This window comes from Agrobacterium sp. S7/73 (assembly GCF_019355535.1).
Classification (GTDB): Bacteria; Pseudomonadota; Alphaproteobacteria; order Rhizobiales; family Rhizobiaceae; genus Agrobacterium; species Agrobacterium tumefaciens.
This window is the reverse complement of sequence record NZ_CP072136.1, coordinates 2,430,486-2,444,446: the sequence shown is the minus strand read 5'-3', so window position 1 is coordinate 2,444,446 and position 13,961 is coordinate 2,430,486. Positions and strand designations below refer to the sequence as shown.

At 57.6% G+C, this 13,961-nt stretch carries 15 protein-coding genes and 1 tRNA gene; 4 read left to right on the top strand and 12 right to left on the bottom strand.

The window, feature by feature from the left end:
• Positions 1-10 precede the first annotated feature (10 nt).
• The 3 genes from mscL to galE all read left to right on the top strand — a co-directional run bounded on the left by mscL (position 11) and on the right by galE (position 3,116).
• Positions 11-439: a large conductance mechanosensitive channel protein MscL gene (gene mscL, locus J5276_RS12115; RefSeq protein WP_112154767.1), complete on the top strand. Its 429-nt coding sequence runs from the start codon at positions 11-13 to the stop codon at positions 437-439.
• Between the two features lie 152 nt (positions 440-591).
• Positions 592-1,758 (top strand): pyridoxal phosphate-dependent aminotransferase, encoded by a 1,167-nt coding sequence (locus J5276_RS12110; RefSeq protein WP_019564317.1) that lies wholly within the window; start codon positions 592-594, stop codon positions 1,756-1,758.
• A gap of 326 nt (positions 1,759-2,084) precedes the next feature.
• Complete coding sequence (gene galE, locus J5276_RS12105) at positions 2,085-3,116, top strand: UDP-glucose 4-epimerase GalE (RefSeq protein ID WP_112154766.1); 1,032 nt, start codon at positions 2,085-2,087, stop codon at positions 3,114-3,116.
• A gap of 27 nt (positions 3,117-3,143) precedes the next feature.
• Here the strand turns inward: galE and J5276_RS12100 are convergent, their stop codons facing one another.
• The 10 genes from J5276_RS12100 to J5276_RS12055 form a co-directional block, all read right to left on the bottom strand.
• Positions 3,144-3,965, bottom strand: coding sequence for a DUF6030 family protein (locus tag J5276_RS12100; protein WP_019564315.1), 822 nt, complete (start codon positions 3,963-3,965; stop codon positions 3,144-3,146).
• Positions 3,966-4,113: 148 nt separating this feature from the next.
• A complete protein-coding gene (yacG, locus tag J5276_RS12095) occupies positions 4,114-4,341 on the bottom strand; it encodes a DNA gyrase inhibitor YacG (RefSeq protein ID WP_013635461.1) in 228 nt (75 codons plus the stop codon).
• Between the two features lie 3 nt (positions 4,342-4,344).
• On the bottom strand, positions 4,345-4,968 hold the full coding sequence (locus tag J5276_RS12090; RefSeq protein ID WP_003515050.1) for a Maf-like protein: 624 nt from the start codon (positions 4,966-4,968) through the stop codon (positions 4,345-4,347).
• Between the two features lie 34 nt (positions 4,969-5,002).
• Complete coding sequence (infA, locus tag J5276_RS12085) at positions 5,003-5,221, bottom strand: translation initiation factor IF-1 (RefSeq protein WP_003493814.1); 219 nt, start codon at positions 5,219-5,221, stop codon at positions 5,003-5,005.
• 210 nt (positions 5,222-5,431) lie between these two features.
• Complete coding sequence (locus J5276_RS12080; RefSeq protein WP_112154765.1) at positions 5,432-5,920, bottom strand: low molecular weight phosphatase family protein; 489 nt, start codon at positions 5,918-5,920, stop codon at positions 5,432-5,434.
• Between the two features lie 2 nt (positions 5,921-5,922).
• Positions 5,923-6,396 (bottom strand): UPF0262 family protein, encoded by a 474-nt coding sequence (locus tag J5276_RS12075; RefSeq protein WP_003515052.1) that lies wholly within the window; start codon positions 6,394-6,396, stop codon positions 5,923-5,925.
• Between the two features lie 3 nt (positions 6,397-6,399).
• On the bottom strand, positions 6,400-7,698 hold the full coding sequence (hisD, locus tag J5276_RS12070) for a histidinol dehydrogenase (RefSeq protein WP_003515053.1): 1,299 nt from the start codon (positions 7,696-7,698) through the stop codon (positions 6,400-6,402).
• 131 nt (positions 7,699-7,829) lie between these two features.
• Positions 7,830-8,270, bottom strand: a complete 441-nt coding sequence (locus tag J5276_RS12065; RefSeq protein WP_080799414.1) for a DUF2948 family protein — start codon at positions 8,268-8,270, stop codon at positions 7,830-7,832.
• A 115-nt stretch (positions 8,271-8,385) separates the two neighbouring features.
• Positions 8,386-9,678, bottom strand: coding sequence for a UDP-N-acetylglucosamine 1-carboxyvinyltransferase (murA, locus tag J5276_RS12060; RefSeq protein WP_013635466.1), 1,293 nt, complete (start codon positions 9,676-9,678; stop codon positions 8,386-8,388).
• 102 nt (positions 9,679-9,780) lie between these two features.
• Entirely contained in the window at positions 9,781-10,005 is a 225-nt protein-coding gene (locus J5276_RS12055; protein ID WP_370647617.1) for a hypothetical protein, read from the bottom strand.
• A 197-nt stretch (positions 10,006-10,202) separates the two neighbouring features.
• Here J5276_RS12055 and J5276_RS12050 point away from each other — a divergent pair.
• Positions 10,203-10,277, top strand: a tRNA-Thr gene (locus tag J5276_RS12050).
• A 195-nt stretch (positions 10,278-10,472) separates the two neighbouring features.
• Here the strand turns inward: J5276_RS12050 and J5276_RS12045 are convergent.
• Together J5276_RS12045 and J5276_RS12040 are read right to left on the bottom strand one after the other, a co-directional pair.
• Positions 10,473-11,810 carry a flagellin gene (locus J5276_RS12045; protein WP_112154764.1) on the bottom strand — a complete coding sequence of 446 codons (1,338 nt, stop codon included), beginning with the start codon at positions 11,808-11,810 and terminating at the stop codon, positions 10,473-10,475.
• Between the two features lie 262 nt (positions 11,811-12,072).
• On the bottom strand, positions 12,073-13,416 hold the full coding sequence (locus J5276_RS12040) for a flagellin (RefSeq protein WP_111790166.1): 1,344 nt from the start codon (positions 13,414-13,416) through the stop codon (positions 12,073-12,075).
• Between the last annotated feature and the right edge of the window lie 545 nt (positions 13,417-13,961).

Genomic DNA, 13,961 nt, shown 5'->3' with positions numbered 1-13,961 from the left:
GGACCATCTGATGCTTAACGAATTTAAAACCTTCATTGCCCGTGGCAATGTCATGGATCTGGCCGTGGGTGTTATTATCGGGGCGGCGTTCAGCAAGATCGTCGATTCCGTCGTCAACGACCTTATAATGCCGATCGTCGGTGCGATTTTCGGCGGGTTCGATTTTTCGAACTACTTCCTGCCACTCAGTTCCAGCGTCACCGCCAGCTCGCTTGCCGCCGCGCGCGATCAGGGCGCTGTCTTCGCTTATGGTAACTTTCTCACGGTCCTCATCAACTTCCTCATCCTCGCCTGGATCATTTTCCTGATGGTCAAAGGGGTCAACAAGCTTCGCGCTTCTGTCGACCGGAACAAGATCGAGGAAAAGTCGGAACCGGCTCCGCCGCCGGAAGACGTCAAGCTTCTCACCGAAATCCGCGATCTGCTGAAGACGCGTTGAAGCTTAGATTGTCCCGGCGCGATATTGCTGACCATGGGTCAGCTCCCTTTCGCCGGGCATCCATCCATAAAGAAAATCCATGACTGTTGCACGGAATATCATGCATATCGCCCGTTCGATGCGATAAGAAGACACCAAACGGAGTGTCTTTAATGTCCATTTTGAACAGTCTGAGTGCGCGCTCTCTGGCGGCTCCCGAGAGCGGCATTGTCGAGGTCGTGAATTATGCCCGGGGACGGGACAATCTTCTGCCGCTTTGGGTCGGCGAAGGCGATCTGCCAAGCCCGGACTTCATCAACAAGGCGGCCATCGACGGGCTCAACAATGGCGAGACCTTCTATACCTGGCAACGCGGCATTCCCGAATTGCGCCAGGCGCTCAGCAGCTACTACGAGCGTCACTTTTCAGCCTCTCTATCCGCAGATCATTTTTACGTAACAGGTTCCGGCATGCAAGCGATTGCGCTTGCCGTGCAGGCGCTGACCTCGCCGGGCGACGAGATGATCTATCTCACGCCCACCTGGCCCAATATTGTTGCCGCCATCGGCGTGGCGGGCGCAAAGGCGGTCGCAGCCGGCATCGATTTCCACGATGGTCGCTGGGATCTCGATATCGGCAAGCTGGAAAGTGCGATCACCGGTAAGACGAAGGCGCTCTTTATCAACACGCCGTCCAACCCGACCGGCTGGACCGCAACGCGAGACAATCTTCGCGATGTTCTGGCACTCGCCCGCAAGCACGACCTCTGGATCGTGGCGGATGAGATTTACGCACTTTATCACTATACCGGCACCCGTGCGCCGTCGTTCCTCGACGTGATGGAACCGGATGACAAAATCGTCTTCGCCAATTCTTTTTCGAAGAACTGGTCCATGACGGGCTGGCGTGTTGGCTGGCTTGTGGCGCCGCCGGTCATCGGCCAAGTGATCGAGAACCTTATTCAATATTCCACCTCCGGCGTGGCGCAGTTCATGCAGCGCGGCGCAGTCGCGGCTCTCGACCATGGCGACGGTTTCGTCCGCGAGAACTACGAACGCGCTCTGACATCCCGCGACATTCTCTGCGATGCGCTGATCGCGACGAACCGCGTGGAAACATTGAAGCCGGATGGCGCTCTTTATGCCTTCCTCAAGGTGGACGGCGTGACCGACAGCCGCGCCACGGCTCTGGATATCGTTGACAAGACCGGCGTCGGCCTCGCGCCGGGCACCGCCTTCGGCCAAGGCGGAGAGCTGTTTCTCCGTGCCTGCTTCCTGCGCAACCCAAAGCAGATCGAAGACGCAGCCGATCGGCTTGCGTCCTATATTCTCGGCAGATAACCGCAATCCTGCGATAGCCCGCCCTGCCGCGCCGAATTTGGCCGCGGCAGGCAGATTTTCTACCAAAAGAATCATGGCGAGCCGCTAAAACTACAACCTCACGGCGTACCAATCGACGTGCGGGCTTTTCTGTGCTATGCGCCTTGTGTTCCATTTATGAGAACATTTTCATCTAATAAATAAAACACACTTCATTGCGCTAACCAATCGTAAGCCACCTTTTCATAGGGGCGAGGGATAGGTGGGGTATTTGCTGTGCAAGTAATCAATGATGAAGAATTATTGGCTTTGATGGACGCAACAAAAGCAAACAGGGAAGTAATGTCATGGCTGTTCTGGTCACCGGTGGGGCCGGTTATATAGGAAGCCACATGGTGTGGGCTTTGCTCGACGCCGGTGAAGACGTCGTTGTTGTCGACCGTCTTTCGACCGGATCACGTTGGGCGGTCGCGCCAGCGGCGCGTTTCTATCTCGGCGACGTCGCCGATCGCGACTTGCTCGGCCAGATTTTCGAACACAACCAGATCGAGACCATTTTCCACTTCGCTGGATCCGTCAGCGTCCCTGAATCGATCAGCCAGCCGCTGGAATATTACGAAAACAATACCGGCACGACCCGCGCCCTTGTTGCGGCGGCAGTCGGTCATGGTATCCGCAATTTCATCTTCTCTTCAACTGCCGCGGTCTATGGGAACCAACCCTTTGATGGCCCGGTGCCGGAAACGGCAGTTCTCAGCCCGGAAAATCCCTATGGCCTGTCGAAACTCGCCTCAGAAATCATGTTGCGCGATGTCGTGCAGGCGCATGATTTCAACTATGTGGCGCTGCGTTATTTCAATGTTGCCGGCGCCGACCCGAAGGGCCGTGCCGGGCCGTCCCCCACGGGTGTGGCGAACCTCATCAAGGTAGCGTGCGAAGCGGCAACCGGCCGGCGCGACAAGGTTGAGGTTTACGGAACCGATTATCCGACCGCTGACGGCACCGGCGTTCGCGACTATATCCATGTCAGCGATCTGATCGACGCGCATATGCTCGCCATGGCGCATCTGCGTGCTGGTGGCGGCACACGAACGCTCAATTGCGGTTATGGCGTCGGCTATTCGGTACTGGACGTGCTGCACGCCGTGCAGCGGGAATCTGGAAACGATTTCCCGGTTATCCATTGTCCCCGCCGCGCCGGCGACATTGCCGCGATGGTTGCGGATTCGAGCCGCATCCAGTCGGAACTCGGATGGTCGCCGCGTTTCAATGATCTCACAACCATCGTTCGCACGGCCCTTCAGTGGGAGGCTAAACGTCAAGCCCAGCGAAGCGACAGGATTCTGCCTGGGCAACATAAACTGGCAGCGATAGGCTGAGTAGCCGTTGGTTTTCGGGATGCGGTTCTACCTGACGGAAAAATAGAGGACCGGTCGATCCGAAAGAGTGGCAGCGGGAAGCCATTTCTCGCTGTCGAAAAAGCTGCGCGTGAGCTTCAGTCCCGGCAATTGTTCCGTTGCCAGCAAAATCAGGTTCAGCCGATGCGGCGCAGACGGCTCCGGCTTTAGGGAGACGGAAATACCGAAATGCTCTGCCTGATAGGGTTGCAGCCTGCGTGCCGGCTCAAGCATGCTGGCAAGGTCGGCCCAGCGCGTCTGCTCGATGATCATCGCCAACGCGTCCTCAAGCTTCGTCAGAATAACGGCACCATCAGGTGTCTGCGGCGCAACCACTTTCATCCTGATAGAGCGAACCTCGTCGGACGCCTCGCCTCTGATGTCGAGAAAAAGCGATGCCCGTTCCGACGCGTTCGCCGTGTCCCCGACCACAAGATCGGCCATGCATTCGAAATTGCGGATCTTCACCGGGCTTGCGTGCCAGCCTTGCGGGTTGGAAAAGCCCGCCGCGGTAAAGCGGTCGCAGAGGTCCTTGCCGGACAGAACGAAGTCGCGGGCAAAGGATGCCCTGTCGCCGCCTTGCTCGAATTTCAGCAGATGCGGCGGTAGATTGAGCTTTTGGGCGGTAACCTTTTGCCGCTTGACGGGCTTCATCCGGGCTGGCTGCTCGGCGGAGCGTGTGGCAGGCGCAAGGTTGAGATAGCTCAGCAGGCTTTTGAGATGTTTCTTGTCATTGGCAAGCAGCACCGTTGCCAATATGGCAAGACAAACTGCCAGCACCGCAAACAGCAGCGCGCCAGGCCTTACTCTTTTTTGCAGGCTTGCGTCCATCGGGGAACCCTAATGGCTGCCGGGGGAGGGGCGTCAACCGGTTTTTGATATGGCTTTCGGGCTGTCGGTAACCCGGTGAATATACTGCGAGCTGAAGGTCATTAAAAATATTCTGTATTCCACCGCCGGATTTTCCGGCGGCGCAACGTTATTCGGAGGAATTTTTGAACGAGTCCTGCTCGTCCGCGCTGCTTTCGTCGTCGGCGACAGGAATGGCGTAGGAACCGTTCAGCCAGCGGGCGAGATCGAGCGAGCGGCAGCGATCCGAACAGAACGGATAGTCTTCCCGTGTCGAGGGCCGCCCGCACTCCGGACATGGCTTCGTTTTCCGAAGCGGCGTAACATTTCCCGCACCTTCAGGAGATGATTTTGTCATGGTCTATCCTTCGAGCCAGCCCGACGTCACCTCGAATCCTTCACCGGAAAGAAGCGACATGGTCTCATACAGCGGCAGGCCGACGACATTGGTGTAGGAGCCGGTCAGTTTCTGCACGAATGAGCCGGCAATGCCCTGGATACCATAGGCCCCGGCTTTGCCGCGCCATTGCCCGGAGGCGATATAGGCGTCGATCTCGCGCGTGGTAAGGCGTTTGAAACGCACCTTGGTTTCCACAACCTTCTGACGGATTTTGCCGCCGGGCGTCACAAGGCAGATGCCGGTATAGACCCAATGGCTGCGCCCCGAGAGAAGATGCAGCGCTGCGGAAGCCTCTTCGGTATATTCCGCCTTGCCGACAATGCGGCGACCCACGGCCACCACGGTGTCGGAGCCGAGAACATAGGCGTCTTTCCACGTCTGCTCGCTCTTCAGCGCCGCATGCGCAGCCTCGGCCTTCTGTAGCGACAGGCGACGGCACAGCGTGCGCGGATGCTCAAGCTTTACGGGCGTTTCGTCTATATCCATCGGCATCAGACGTGCCGGCTCGATGCCGATCTGATGCAACAGTTCCAGACGCCGCGGCGAACCGGATGCCAGAACGAGCTTTTGTTTTGAGTTGGTCATTGCGCTGCCCGGGCTTCCGAATGCCGAAAACGGATTACTTGAAGCGATAGGTGATGCGGCCCTTGCTCAGGTCGTAAGGCGTCATTTCGACCAGCACCTTGTCGCCCGCCAGAACGCGGATACGGTTCTTGCGCATGCGGCCCGCCGTGTGGGCGATGATTTCGTGTTCGTTCTCAAGCTTCACGCGGAATGTTGCGTTCGGCAGCAATTCGGTTACGATGCCCGGGAATTCGAGGACTTCTTCTTTTGTCATGTAAGGGTTTTCTTCCTGTTGATAGTGCCGGACCTGTCGTGTCCGGGAAAATTGCGCGGAAACTACACAATCCCGGCACATTTGTGAACCTCTAAAGCATCACGGCGAAAATCGGAACCGATTTTCGCCAGGTGAGAGGTGCGGATCGAATAAATGCCTGTCCTGTGCGGCGTTTGAAGTGTCTGGTCCGATCGAAGCGGACACTCAACCTCAGTCTTTTGAAAGCGTATCTGCTGCCGGCTGCGGCCTTCCTGGCAGGCGTTCGGCAATCAGCCTGGCAAGATGGTCCCGCACCTCGCGATAGGCATCCAGAATCTGGTCCCGCGTGCCGGTGATGACGGTTGGGTCCATGGTTGGCCAATAGACAACGTCGAGCGAGTTCGAGCGTGTCAGTTCAAGCGCTGCGTGATGAGCTTCGGGTGTCAATGTAATGATCAGATCGAAAAAATCATCCTCGATCTCGTCCAATGTGCGCGGTTTGTGTTTGCCGAGCGAAAATCCCTGTTCTTCCAGCACCGCATCCACAAAGGGGTCACGCTCGCCCGCCCGCACGCCGGCCGACTGGATGTAGATGCCGGGCGCCACCAGTCGTTTGGCGATGACCTCGGCCATGGGAGAACGGATGGAGTTCATGCCGCACATGAAGAGGACCGATTTGGGAGCCTGTCCCCCATTTGGAGCCGTGGCGGGATTTCTCATCTCTAACCCCGCCAATAAAGCACACAGACAAGGGTGAAAAGACGGCGCGCAGTATCGAAATCGATTTTGATCTTGCCGGAAAGCCGGTCCATCAAAGTCTGCGAGCCGTCATTGTGAATGCCCCGCCTGCCCATGTCGATCGCCTCGATCTGGCTTGGAGTGGAGGAGCGTATCGCCTCGTAATAGCTTTCGCAGATCAGGAAATAATCCTTGATGATGCGGCGGAACGGCGTCAGCGACAGGATATGGGTCGAGACATCCTTCTCGTCTTCGGTCTTGATCGAGAAAACCAGCTTGGCATCGACCAGCGATATATGCAGCCGGTATGGGCCGCCCTCATGGCCGAATGGTTCGAACGTGTTTTCCTCTATCAGATCGAAAATGGCGACGGCGCGTTCATGCTCCACGTCCGGCGTGGACCGGCCGATGCTATCGTCCAGAACCACATCGCAGAGCCGGAAATCGCCTGAAGCCATCTCTTAACTTTCCGGGTTTAGGCGAATGGAGACGGAGCGCGCATGCGCGTCCAGCCCCTCCGAACGGGCAAGGGTGATCGCCGCCGGCGCAAGCTGCCGCAGCTGCTCAGGCCCGAGACGCAGGATCGAGGTACGTTTGACGAAATCCAGCACTGAAAGACCGGAAGAGAAGCGCGCTGAGCGCGCCGTCGGCAAAACGTGGTTGGAGCCGCCGACATAATCGCCGATCACCTCAGGCGTATGGCGCCCGACGAAGATCGCGCCGGCATTGCGGATATGCGCCATCAGCGCGTCCGGATCGTCAACGGCAAGCTCCAGATGCTCGGCCGCAATGCGGTTGGCCAAGGGAATGGCATCGGTGAGCTTTTCGACGAGAATGATCGCACCGAAATCCGCCCAGCTCGCCGCTGCCGTCTCGGCGCGCGACAGCCGTTTCAGCTGCCGTTCCACCGCCGCCTCCACCGCCTTGCCGAGTTCGGCATTGTCGGTGATGAGGATGGACTGCGCGCCACGGTCATGCTCCGCTTGCGCCAGAAGATCGGCGGCCAGCCAATCCGGATCGTTGTCCTTGTCGGCAATGACAAGCACTTCGGAGGGCCCGGCGATCATGTCGATGCCGACAGTTCCGAAGACATGCCGTTTCGCGGCCGCCACATAGGCATTGCCGGGGCCGACAATCTTGGCGACAGGCGTGATTGTTTCCGTGCCGTAGGCGAGTGCAGCCACGGCCTGTGCGCCGCCAATGCGGTAGATTTCCTCAACACCTGCGATGCGCGCGGCGGCAAGAACGGCGGGGTTTATCACGCCGCCATTCGCCGGCACGACCATGACGATACGCTCGACACCGGCAACCTTGGCCGGGACAGCATTCATAAGGACGGAGCTCGGATAGCTCGCAGTGCCGCCGGGCACATAAAGGCCGACAGCTTCGATCGCCGTCCAGCGTGAACCAAGGCCCACACCGATCTCATCTTCGTAGATATCGTCCTTCGGCATCTGCCGCGCATGGTGTTTTTCAATGCGCCGGGCTGCGAGTTCGAGAGCTTCGATGACACTTCTGTCAACGGCTGCGACGGCCGCATCGATCTCTTCCGCTGTCACCCGCATCGAGACCTTCGAGAAATCGATGCCGTCGAATTTAATGGAGTAGTGGGCAAGGGCCGCATCGCCGCGATTGCGGACGTCATCGATGATGTCGCGAACGGTCGCGTTGACGTCTTCCGAAACTTCCCTCTTGGTTGTCAGGAAGGCAGCGAATTTCTGTTCGAAATCAGCCGATGCCCGCTCCAGCCAGATTGCCACGCCATTACCCTCTCATTTTCCTCGCGGCGATCCCGCGAGGTGCACGAACTCACCGCAGAAAAATGCGGCTCTGGTATGTGGCATAAATCGAAACAGTGACGAAAGGCAACCGTTGCAATGGCGTGGAGAGCTTATTCGCTATCGGGATGATGCGGTTTAGCGGCAGTTTCCCAGGCGCCGCTCACATCCGTCAGCTGCGCCTCGATGCATTCGACATCGAGTGCGATCGCGCCACCGCCCGAAAGCGTCAGTTCGACGGCGCCATCAGGGCCTTCGCCGTTCTGCACGAAGCGGATTGCAAGGAGCGAAAGCACCTGTTCCTTATCAGCGCGATTGATGCCGTGCGAGCGGACGGCGGAGACCCGCTTCAGGAAAACCACGCTGCGGCATCGCTCCGGCGGCAGGTTCTTTTTATTCGCGCTTTCCCAGACGAAACGATTGGCGGAAAGTGTAAATTGGCCCTGCTTTGCCTCGAATGCAACGTCCTTCAGTTTGAAGACGCTGTCCTGCATGTGCGTCGAAATGACGGAGAGATCTTCAGTATCCAGCGCGAGCAATTTCAGGCCGCTCATCGTTTTCTTCCTTTTCCGCGGGGCCGCGCCCGCAATGTCTATTCCTTGTACAGGAAATAGGCAGTCGCGGCCCGCTCTGCAACGGGGAGAAAACGAATGAGCGGCGATGAAAGGATCAATCGCTGACGCGTTCGACCAGCGCACCGCAGCGGGTGAGCTTTTCTTCAAGCCGTTCGAAACCGCGATCGAGGTGGTAGACGCGCGAAACCATGGTCTCGCCTTCCGCCACCAGGCCCGCAATGACCAACGACACCGAGGCGCGCAGATCGGTTGCCATGACAGGCGCACCCTTCAGGCGGGTAACGCCTTCGATACGGGCCATCTGCCCGGAGAGCGAAATCTTCGCGCCGAGACGGGCCAGTTCCTGCACATGCATGAAGCGGTTTTCGAAGATGGTTTCGGTAATGTGGGATACACCCTGCGACCGGGTCATCAGCGCCATGAACTGCGCCTGAAGGTCGGTAGGGAAGCCGGGGAAGGGTTCGGTGACGATATCGACCGGCTGAATGCCGTTGCCGTTGCGCACGACGCGCAGACCGGTCTCCGTGTCGCTGATCGACACTCCGGCAAGCCGCAGCGTGTCCAGCGCATTGTCGAGCAGCGATGCACGCGTGCCTTCCAGCACCACATCACCGCCAGCCATGGCAACGGCCATGGCATAGGTGCCTGTCTCGATACGGTCAGGCAGCACCCGGTGGCGTGCGCCGGAAAGCGATGTGACGCCCTCGATGGTGATGGTGGAGGTGCCAGCGCCTTCGATCTTCGCGCCCATCGCAATCAGGCAGTGCGCTAGATCGACGACTTCCGGTTCGCGGGCGGCGTTGTGAATGACGGTGGTGCCTCTTGCAAGGCTCGCGGCCATCAGCATCACATGCGTCGCGCCGACGGAGACTTTCGGGAAGGTATAAACAGCGCCGATAAGGCCGCCCTTTGGAGCGCTGGCGTTGATATAGCCGCCATCGATCTCCATCGTTGCGCCAAGCGCCTGCAGGCCCTCGATGAACAGGTCCACCGGACGTGTGCCAATGGCACAGCCGCCGGGCAGTGAAACGCGCGCACGGCCTTCACGGGCCAGAAGCGGGCCGATGACCCAGAAGCTGGCGCGCATCTTGGAAACCAGCTCGTAAGGTGCGGTGGTGTCGACAATGGTACGGCAGGTGAAGTGGACCGTGCGGGAATAGGCTTCGCCCTGGCTTTCACGACGGCCATTGACCGAAATATCGACGCCATGATTGCCGAGAATACGGATGAGCTGCTCGACATCCGCCAGATGCGGCACGTTTTCGAGCGTCAGCGTATCGCTGGTCAGAAGCGAAGCGATCATCAACGGCAAGGCGGCGTTTTTCGCGCCGGAGATGGGGATGATGCCGTTGAGCTTATTGCCACCCGTAATTCTGATGCGATCCATGCGTCCCTACGGGCCTGTGCCCGCCTTTCTTAATCATGCCTTGCGGAAATGCGCGTCCTTAGACGAGTTTCCGCGGCGTTTCAAATGATGCTGGTGAATTCTCTATGAGGATGATTCGTCCGTTTTTGCGGCAGGCAGGCCAATCGTCTCATCCGCATCGCCGGCCCGGCGCGCGCGAACCTGCTGTTTGCGCTTCTGCAGGTTTTCACGCAGCTTCTTCGCTGCCCGCGCCTTGCGCTCCGCTTCGCGTTGCCGCGCCTTCTCGCCGGGACCTGCCTGCGCGTTTCCGCTTGCCGCAAGGGCAACGGGGTCTTCTGAAGCGTTCACGGAAAACGCCGCCTTTGCCTGTTTGTCATGATGTTCGTTCATAAATTCAGCAATATCCGAAAAATACGTTTTTCAACAGGGGGAACGCTTTTTTGCCTCGCTTGTTGAAGAATATCGTTTTGCGACTTGCGCTCGTCAAAAACCTATGGCAATAGGCCGCCACGCTTGATGCTGAAGCAAACGCTTCGGCACCGGATGCTGCTATAGCTCAGGGGTAGAGCACTCCCTTGGTAAGGGAGAGGCCGAGAGTTCAAATCTCTCTAGCAGCACCATTTTCCCTAATAAAATCAGAAGTTTACGCAACGTGCCGGTGGGTCTTGTCCACTATGTCGGCTTGCTTTTTCGCGCATTCTGCACCGGTCTCGGTAAATGTGAAAACCGCGCCTCTTGCGAAGCGCGGTTTCCATTTCCGAATATTCTGTTGCTGCCAGAGCGGGACGAAACCGCCCGTAGCCAACGGGCGCCGCTTACTGGCGGAATAGCGACAGGATATTCTCGGAGCTGGTATTGGCGATGGAGAGCGACTGGATTGCCAGCTGCTGCTGTGTCTGCAGAGCCTTCAGCTTGGTAGACTCTTCGTTCATGTCGGCATCAACGAGGCGGCCGACGCCCTTGTCGATGGAGTCTGTGAGCTTGTTGACGAAATCTTCCTGCAGATCGAGGCGCATCTTGATGGAGCCGAGATCGGCGCTCGCGCTGATCAGCGATTCCAGCTTGGTGTTGACGAACTGGATCATGTTGTCGAGGCCGTCATTGTCCGTCAGCGGCTGACCCTTGGCGTCCAGCAAACCGCTGAGATCCTTGGTGATGTCGAGATCGATCAGCGAGTAGCCGAGCTTCTGTGCCATCTGGGAATCTGCGGCGGCGGTTTCGAGGTAAATATTGTTATTGGACGAACCGCCGGTTCCGATTGTCGTTACAGTGGTGCCTGCAGGCGTCGGCGCGGTATTGTTGGCTTTTACGTAGAGGGCTTCACCCGCTGCGTTTTCGCCGATCTTGAAGTAGGTGCCGTTGTTTCGTGCGGTTGTCGCCGCAGCAACGGTTACGAGGCCGGTTACTGCGTCTGGAGCAGAAACTGTGGTCGTCGTCCCCGAGGGGAAACCCAGAAGCTGGGATTGCGTGAACACCTTTGCGGTAGAGGGCGTGTTTGTGGCAACACCTGCGGGTGTGGTCGTGGTGATCTCGAAATTGCGCAGGGAGCCTGTATCGGAATAATAGGCGGCGCTATCGAGGATACCGTTTTTCGCCGCACCGGTCGAGGTATCGAAAAGGGCAGTCTTGTTGTCGACCTGAACGTTGATCGTCTTGACTGCAACATTGCCCGCGCCGTCACGGATGAAGGAGCCGACGATCTGCTTCGTTATCGGGGTGAGGTTGCCGGATGCGTCGCTGATCTTGCCCTTCAGCCAGTTTTCACCGGAGAAGGATGCGGATTCGCCGATGCTTTTCAGCTGGTCCTGTAGCTGACGGATTTCTTCCTGGATCTTTGCCTTGTCGACGCCGGCCTCGCGGGCGGCAACCAGCTTCTTGCTGATTTCCTTGACGACATCGACAGTGGTTTCCATGGCGGAATAGGCTGTATCGACCTTTGCAGCGCCGAGGCCGAGGGCGTCCTGAACAGCGGAAAGAGCACCGTTATCCGAACGCATGGTGGTCGCGATAGACCAGTAGGCGGCGTTGTCGGAGGCGGTTTTGACGCGCAGGCCGGAGGACACACGCGACTGCGTTTCTTCCATGTCGCTGCCGATTGCGCGGAGGGTCTGAAGGGCGGCCATTGCCGCGACGTTCGTCAAAATGCTGGTCATAATTATTTGCCCCTTGATTGGCTTAAATGAAAAGGGACATTCCGGATTGCCGCCGGTAACGATCGCGCGGCTTGATGCCTGTTAACCTCTTTTTCGTCTTGGTTAACCAATCGTTTCGATGGCTAGGTTTTAGGGCCCGAATGGTTAACAAAGCCTAAACTGTCGTTAATAAAAATTAGGAAATAATAATTTCTCTTAACCATGACGGAAAAAGCCGCACCCTTTCGGATGCGGCTCGATTTTTTGGCGATGTCTTTTCCGATTAACGGAAGAGCGACAGGATGCTCTGCGAGTCGTTGTTGGCGATTGACAGGGCCTGAACAGCAAGCTGCTGCTGGGTCTGAAGAGCCTTCAGCTTCGTGGATTCTTCGTTCATTTCAGCGTCGACGAGACGGCCGATGCCCTTGTCGAGCGAGTCGGTCAGCTTGTTGACGAAGTTTTCCTGCAGTTCGATGCGCATCTTGACCGAGCCGAGGTCGGCAGCGGCGGACGTCATGCTCTGGAGCTGCTTGTCAACGAAGGAAACCATGGCGTCGAGGTACTGGTTTTCCGAGACTGCCGAGCCGTCGCTGTTCTTGAACGTGCCGGTCAGATCCTTGGTGATGTCCAGAGACGTCAGGGAGTAGGTGAGCTGCGTTGCGAGCTGGGCGGTTGCGCCTTCTTCGAGGTAGATCTTGGTGGTGCCGTCGAGGCCAACGGCAATGTTGGTCTTGGTTGCCGGCGAGGTCGGCGCAGTCGTGTTGATTTTCACATACTGGTCGTTGCCAAGATTGAAGTAGGTGCCGTTGACGTCGGGGACTGTCGCATCGGCGTTAGCGATCGTGACGATACCCGTTGCAGCAGCGGTTGTGAAGGTGACGGGGGTGCCGGCAGTTGCTTCCTTCAGGCCCTTCAGCTGGGCTTCAGTGTAAACCTTGGCTGCTGCAACCTTGGTCACCGGCTGGGCGGCGCCTACGCCGTCCGAGTCATTGGTGATTTCGAATAGCTTGTAGCTGCCCGTGGAAGAAAAATAGGCGTAGGAGTCGAGGACGCCCTGCTTGTCCTTTGCAGCGCCCGAAGACGTGTCGAAAAGCACCGTGTTGCGGCTCAGGTCAACATTAACGGTCTTTACGGACACGTTGCCGGCAGCGTCGCGGATGAAGGAGCCAACGATCTGCTTGGTGACGTTTTTCAGTTCGCCAGCACCGTTGCTGACGGTTGCCTGCAGCCAGTTTTCACCGGAGAAAGACGAGGAGCTGGAGATCGACTTCAGCTGATCCTGCAGCTGGGTGATTTCTTCCTGGATCTTGGACTTGTCGACACCGGGTTCGCGGGCGGCAACCAGCTTGTTCTTGATTTCCTTGACGACGTCGATGGACGATTCCATACCCGAATAGGCAGTGTCGACCTTTGCGGCGCCGAGGCCGAGGGCGTCCTGAACAGCAGAAAGCGCACCGTTGTCCGAACGCATGGTGGTCGCGATCGACCAGTAAGCGGCGTTATCGGAAGCTTCGCCGACGCGCTGGCCGGAAGACACGCGGTCCTGCGTCGTTTCCATGTTCTGGCCGATGGAGCGCAGGGTCTGGAGTGCAGACATAGCTGCTACGTTAGTGAGAATGCTCGTCATAGTAAATTTGCCCCTTGAATGGCTGATTAAAGAAGGGACATTCCGGTCTCACCGGGAACAGCGCACAGCATCATGCCTGCTAACCTGCTGATTTTTAATGGTTAGCTCGCCGTTTCGATGGCTCTAGCTAACCTCCATATGGTTAATGAAGAGCTAAGGGTCGCAAAAAAATGCACACGCTGAGATTTTATTATGCAATCTTCGCGCGCATGCGCGCGTAGCCTGAAATGTTTAAAAAATAATAAAGCCGCACCCGTTTCCGGATGCGGCTTTGGTAAAAGGGCAATACGCTTGGGTCAGCCTCCGTCACGTTTGCCTGTTTCACGCAATTGCAAGACAGTCAGCCTCCGCTTGCGATCCTGCGTGTTGTGTCATTCAGGCCAGCGGCTATCCGCCTGTCCATGCCCAAAATCTGACAGCCGGTGCTTTCCAATTCCCTAATTTCAGGGCGCTCCCGGCGCTTCGCTCAAATCGTGGTAAATGCTTTCAAAGCAAGGATGGTAAACGAAATCTTCCCGTTTGCGGAGCACTCCACAAATGCAAAA

Bases quoted from the DNA above. Each gene is read 5' to 3' on its own strand.
- mscL (WP_112154767.1), top strand. From the start codon at position 11: ATGCTTAACGAATTTAAAACCTTCATTGCCCGTGGCAATGTCATGGAT.
- J5276_RS12110 (WP_019564317.1), top strand. From the start codon at position 592: ATGTCCATTTTGAACAGTCTGAGTGCGCGCTCTCTGGCGGCTCCCGAG.
- galE (WP_112154766.1), top strand. From the start codon at position 2,085: ATGGCTGTTCTGGTCACCGGTGGGGCCGGTTATATAGGAAGCCACATG.
- J5276_RS12100 (WP_019564315.1), bottom strand. From the start codon at position 3,965: ATGGACGCAAGCCTGCAAAAAAGAGTAAGGCCTGGCGCGCTGCTGTTT.
- yacG (WP_013635461.1), bottom strand. From the start codon at position 4,341: ATGACAAAATCATCTCCTGAAGGTGCGGGAAATGTTACGCCGCTTCGG.
- J5276_RS12090 (WP_003515050.1), bottom strand. From the start codon at position 4,968: ATGACCAACTCAAAACAAAAGCTCGTTCTGGCATCCGGTTCGCCGCGG.
- infA (WP_003493814.1), bottom strand. From the start codon at position 5,221: ATGACAAAAGAAGAAGTCCTCGAATTCCCGGGCATCGTAACCGAATTG.
- J5276_RS12080 (WP_112154765.1), bottom strand. From the start codon at position 5,920: ATGAGAAATCCCGCCACGGCTCCAAATGGGGGACAGGCTCCCAAATCG.
- J5276_RS12075 (WP_003515052.1), bottom strand. From the start codon at position 6,396: ATGGCTTCAGGCGATTTCCGGCTCTGCGATGTGGTTCTGGACGATAGC.
- J5276_RS12065 (WP_080799414.1), bottom strand. From the start codon at position 8,270: ATGAGCGGCCTGAAATTGCTCGCGCTGGATACTGAAGATCTCTCCGTC.
- murA (WP_013635466.1), bottom strand. From the start codon at position 9,678: ATGGATCGCATCAGAATTACGGGTGGCAATAAGCTCAACGGCATCATC.
- J5276_RS12045 (WP_112154764.1), bottom strand. From the start codon at position 11,810: ATGACCAGCATTTTGACGAACGTCGCGGCAATGGCCGCCCTTCAGACC.
- J5276_RS12040 (WP_111790166.1), bottom strand. From the start codon at position 13,416: ATGACGAGCATTCTCACTAACGTAGCAGCTATGTCTGCACTCCAGACC.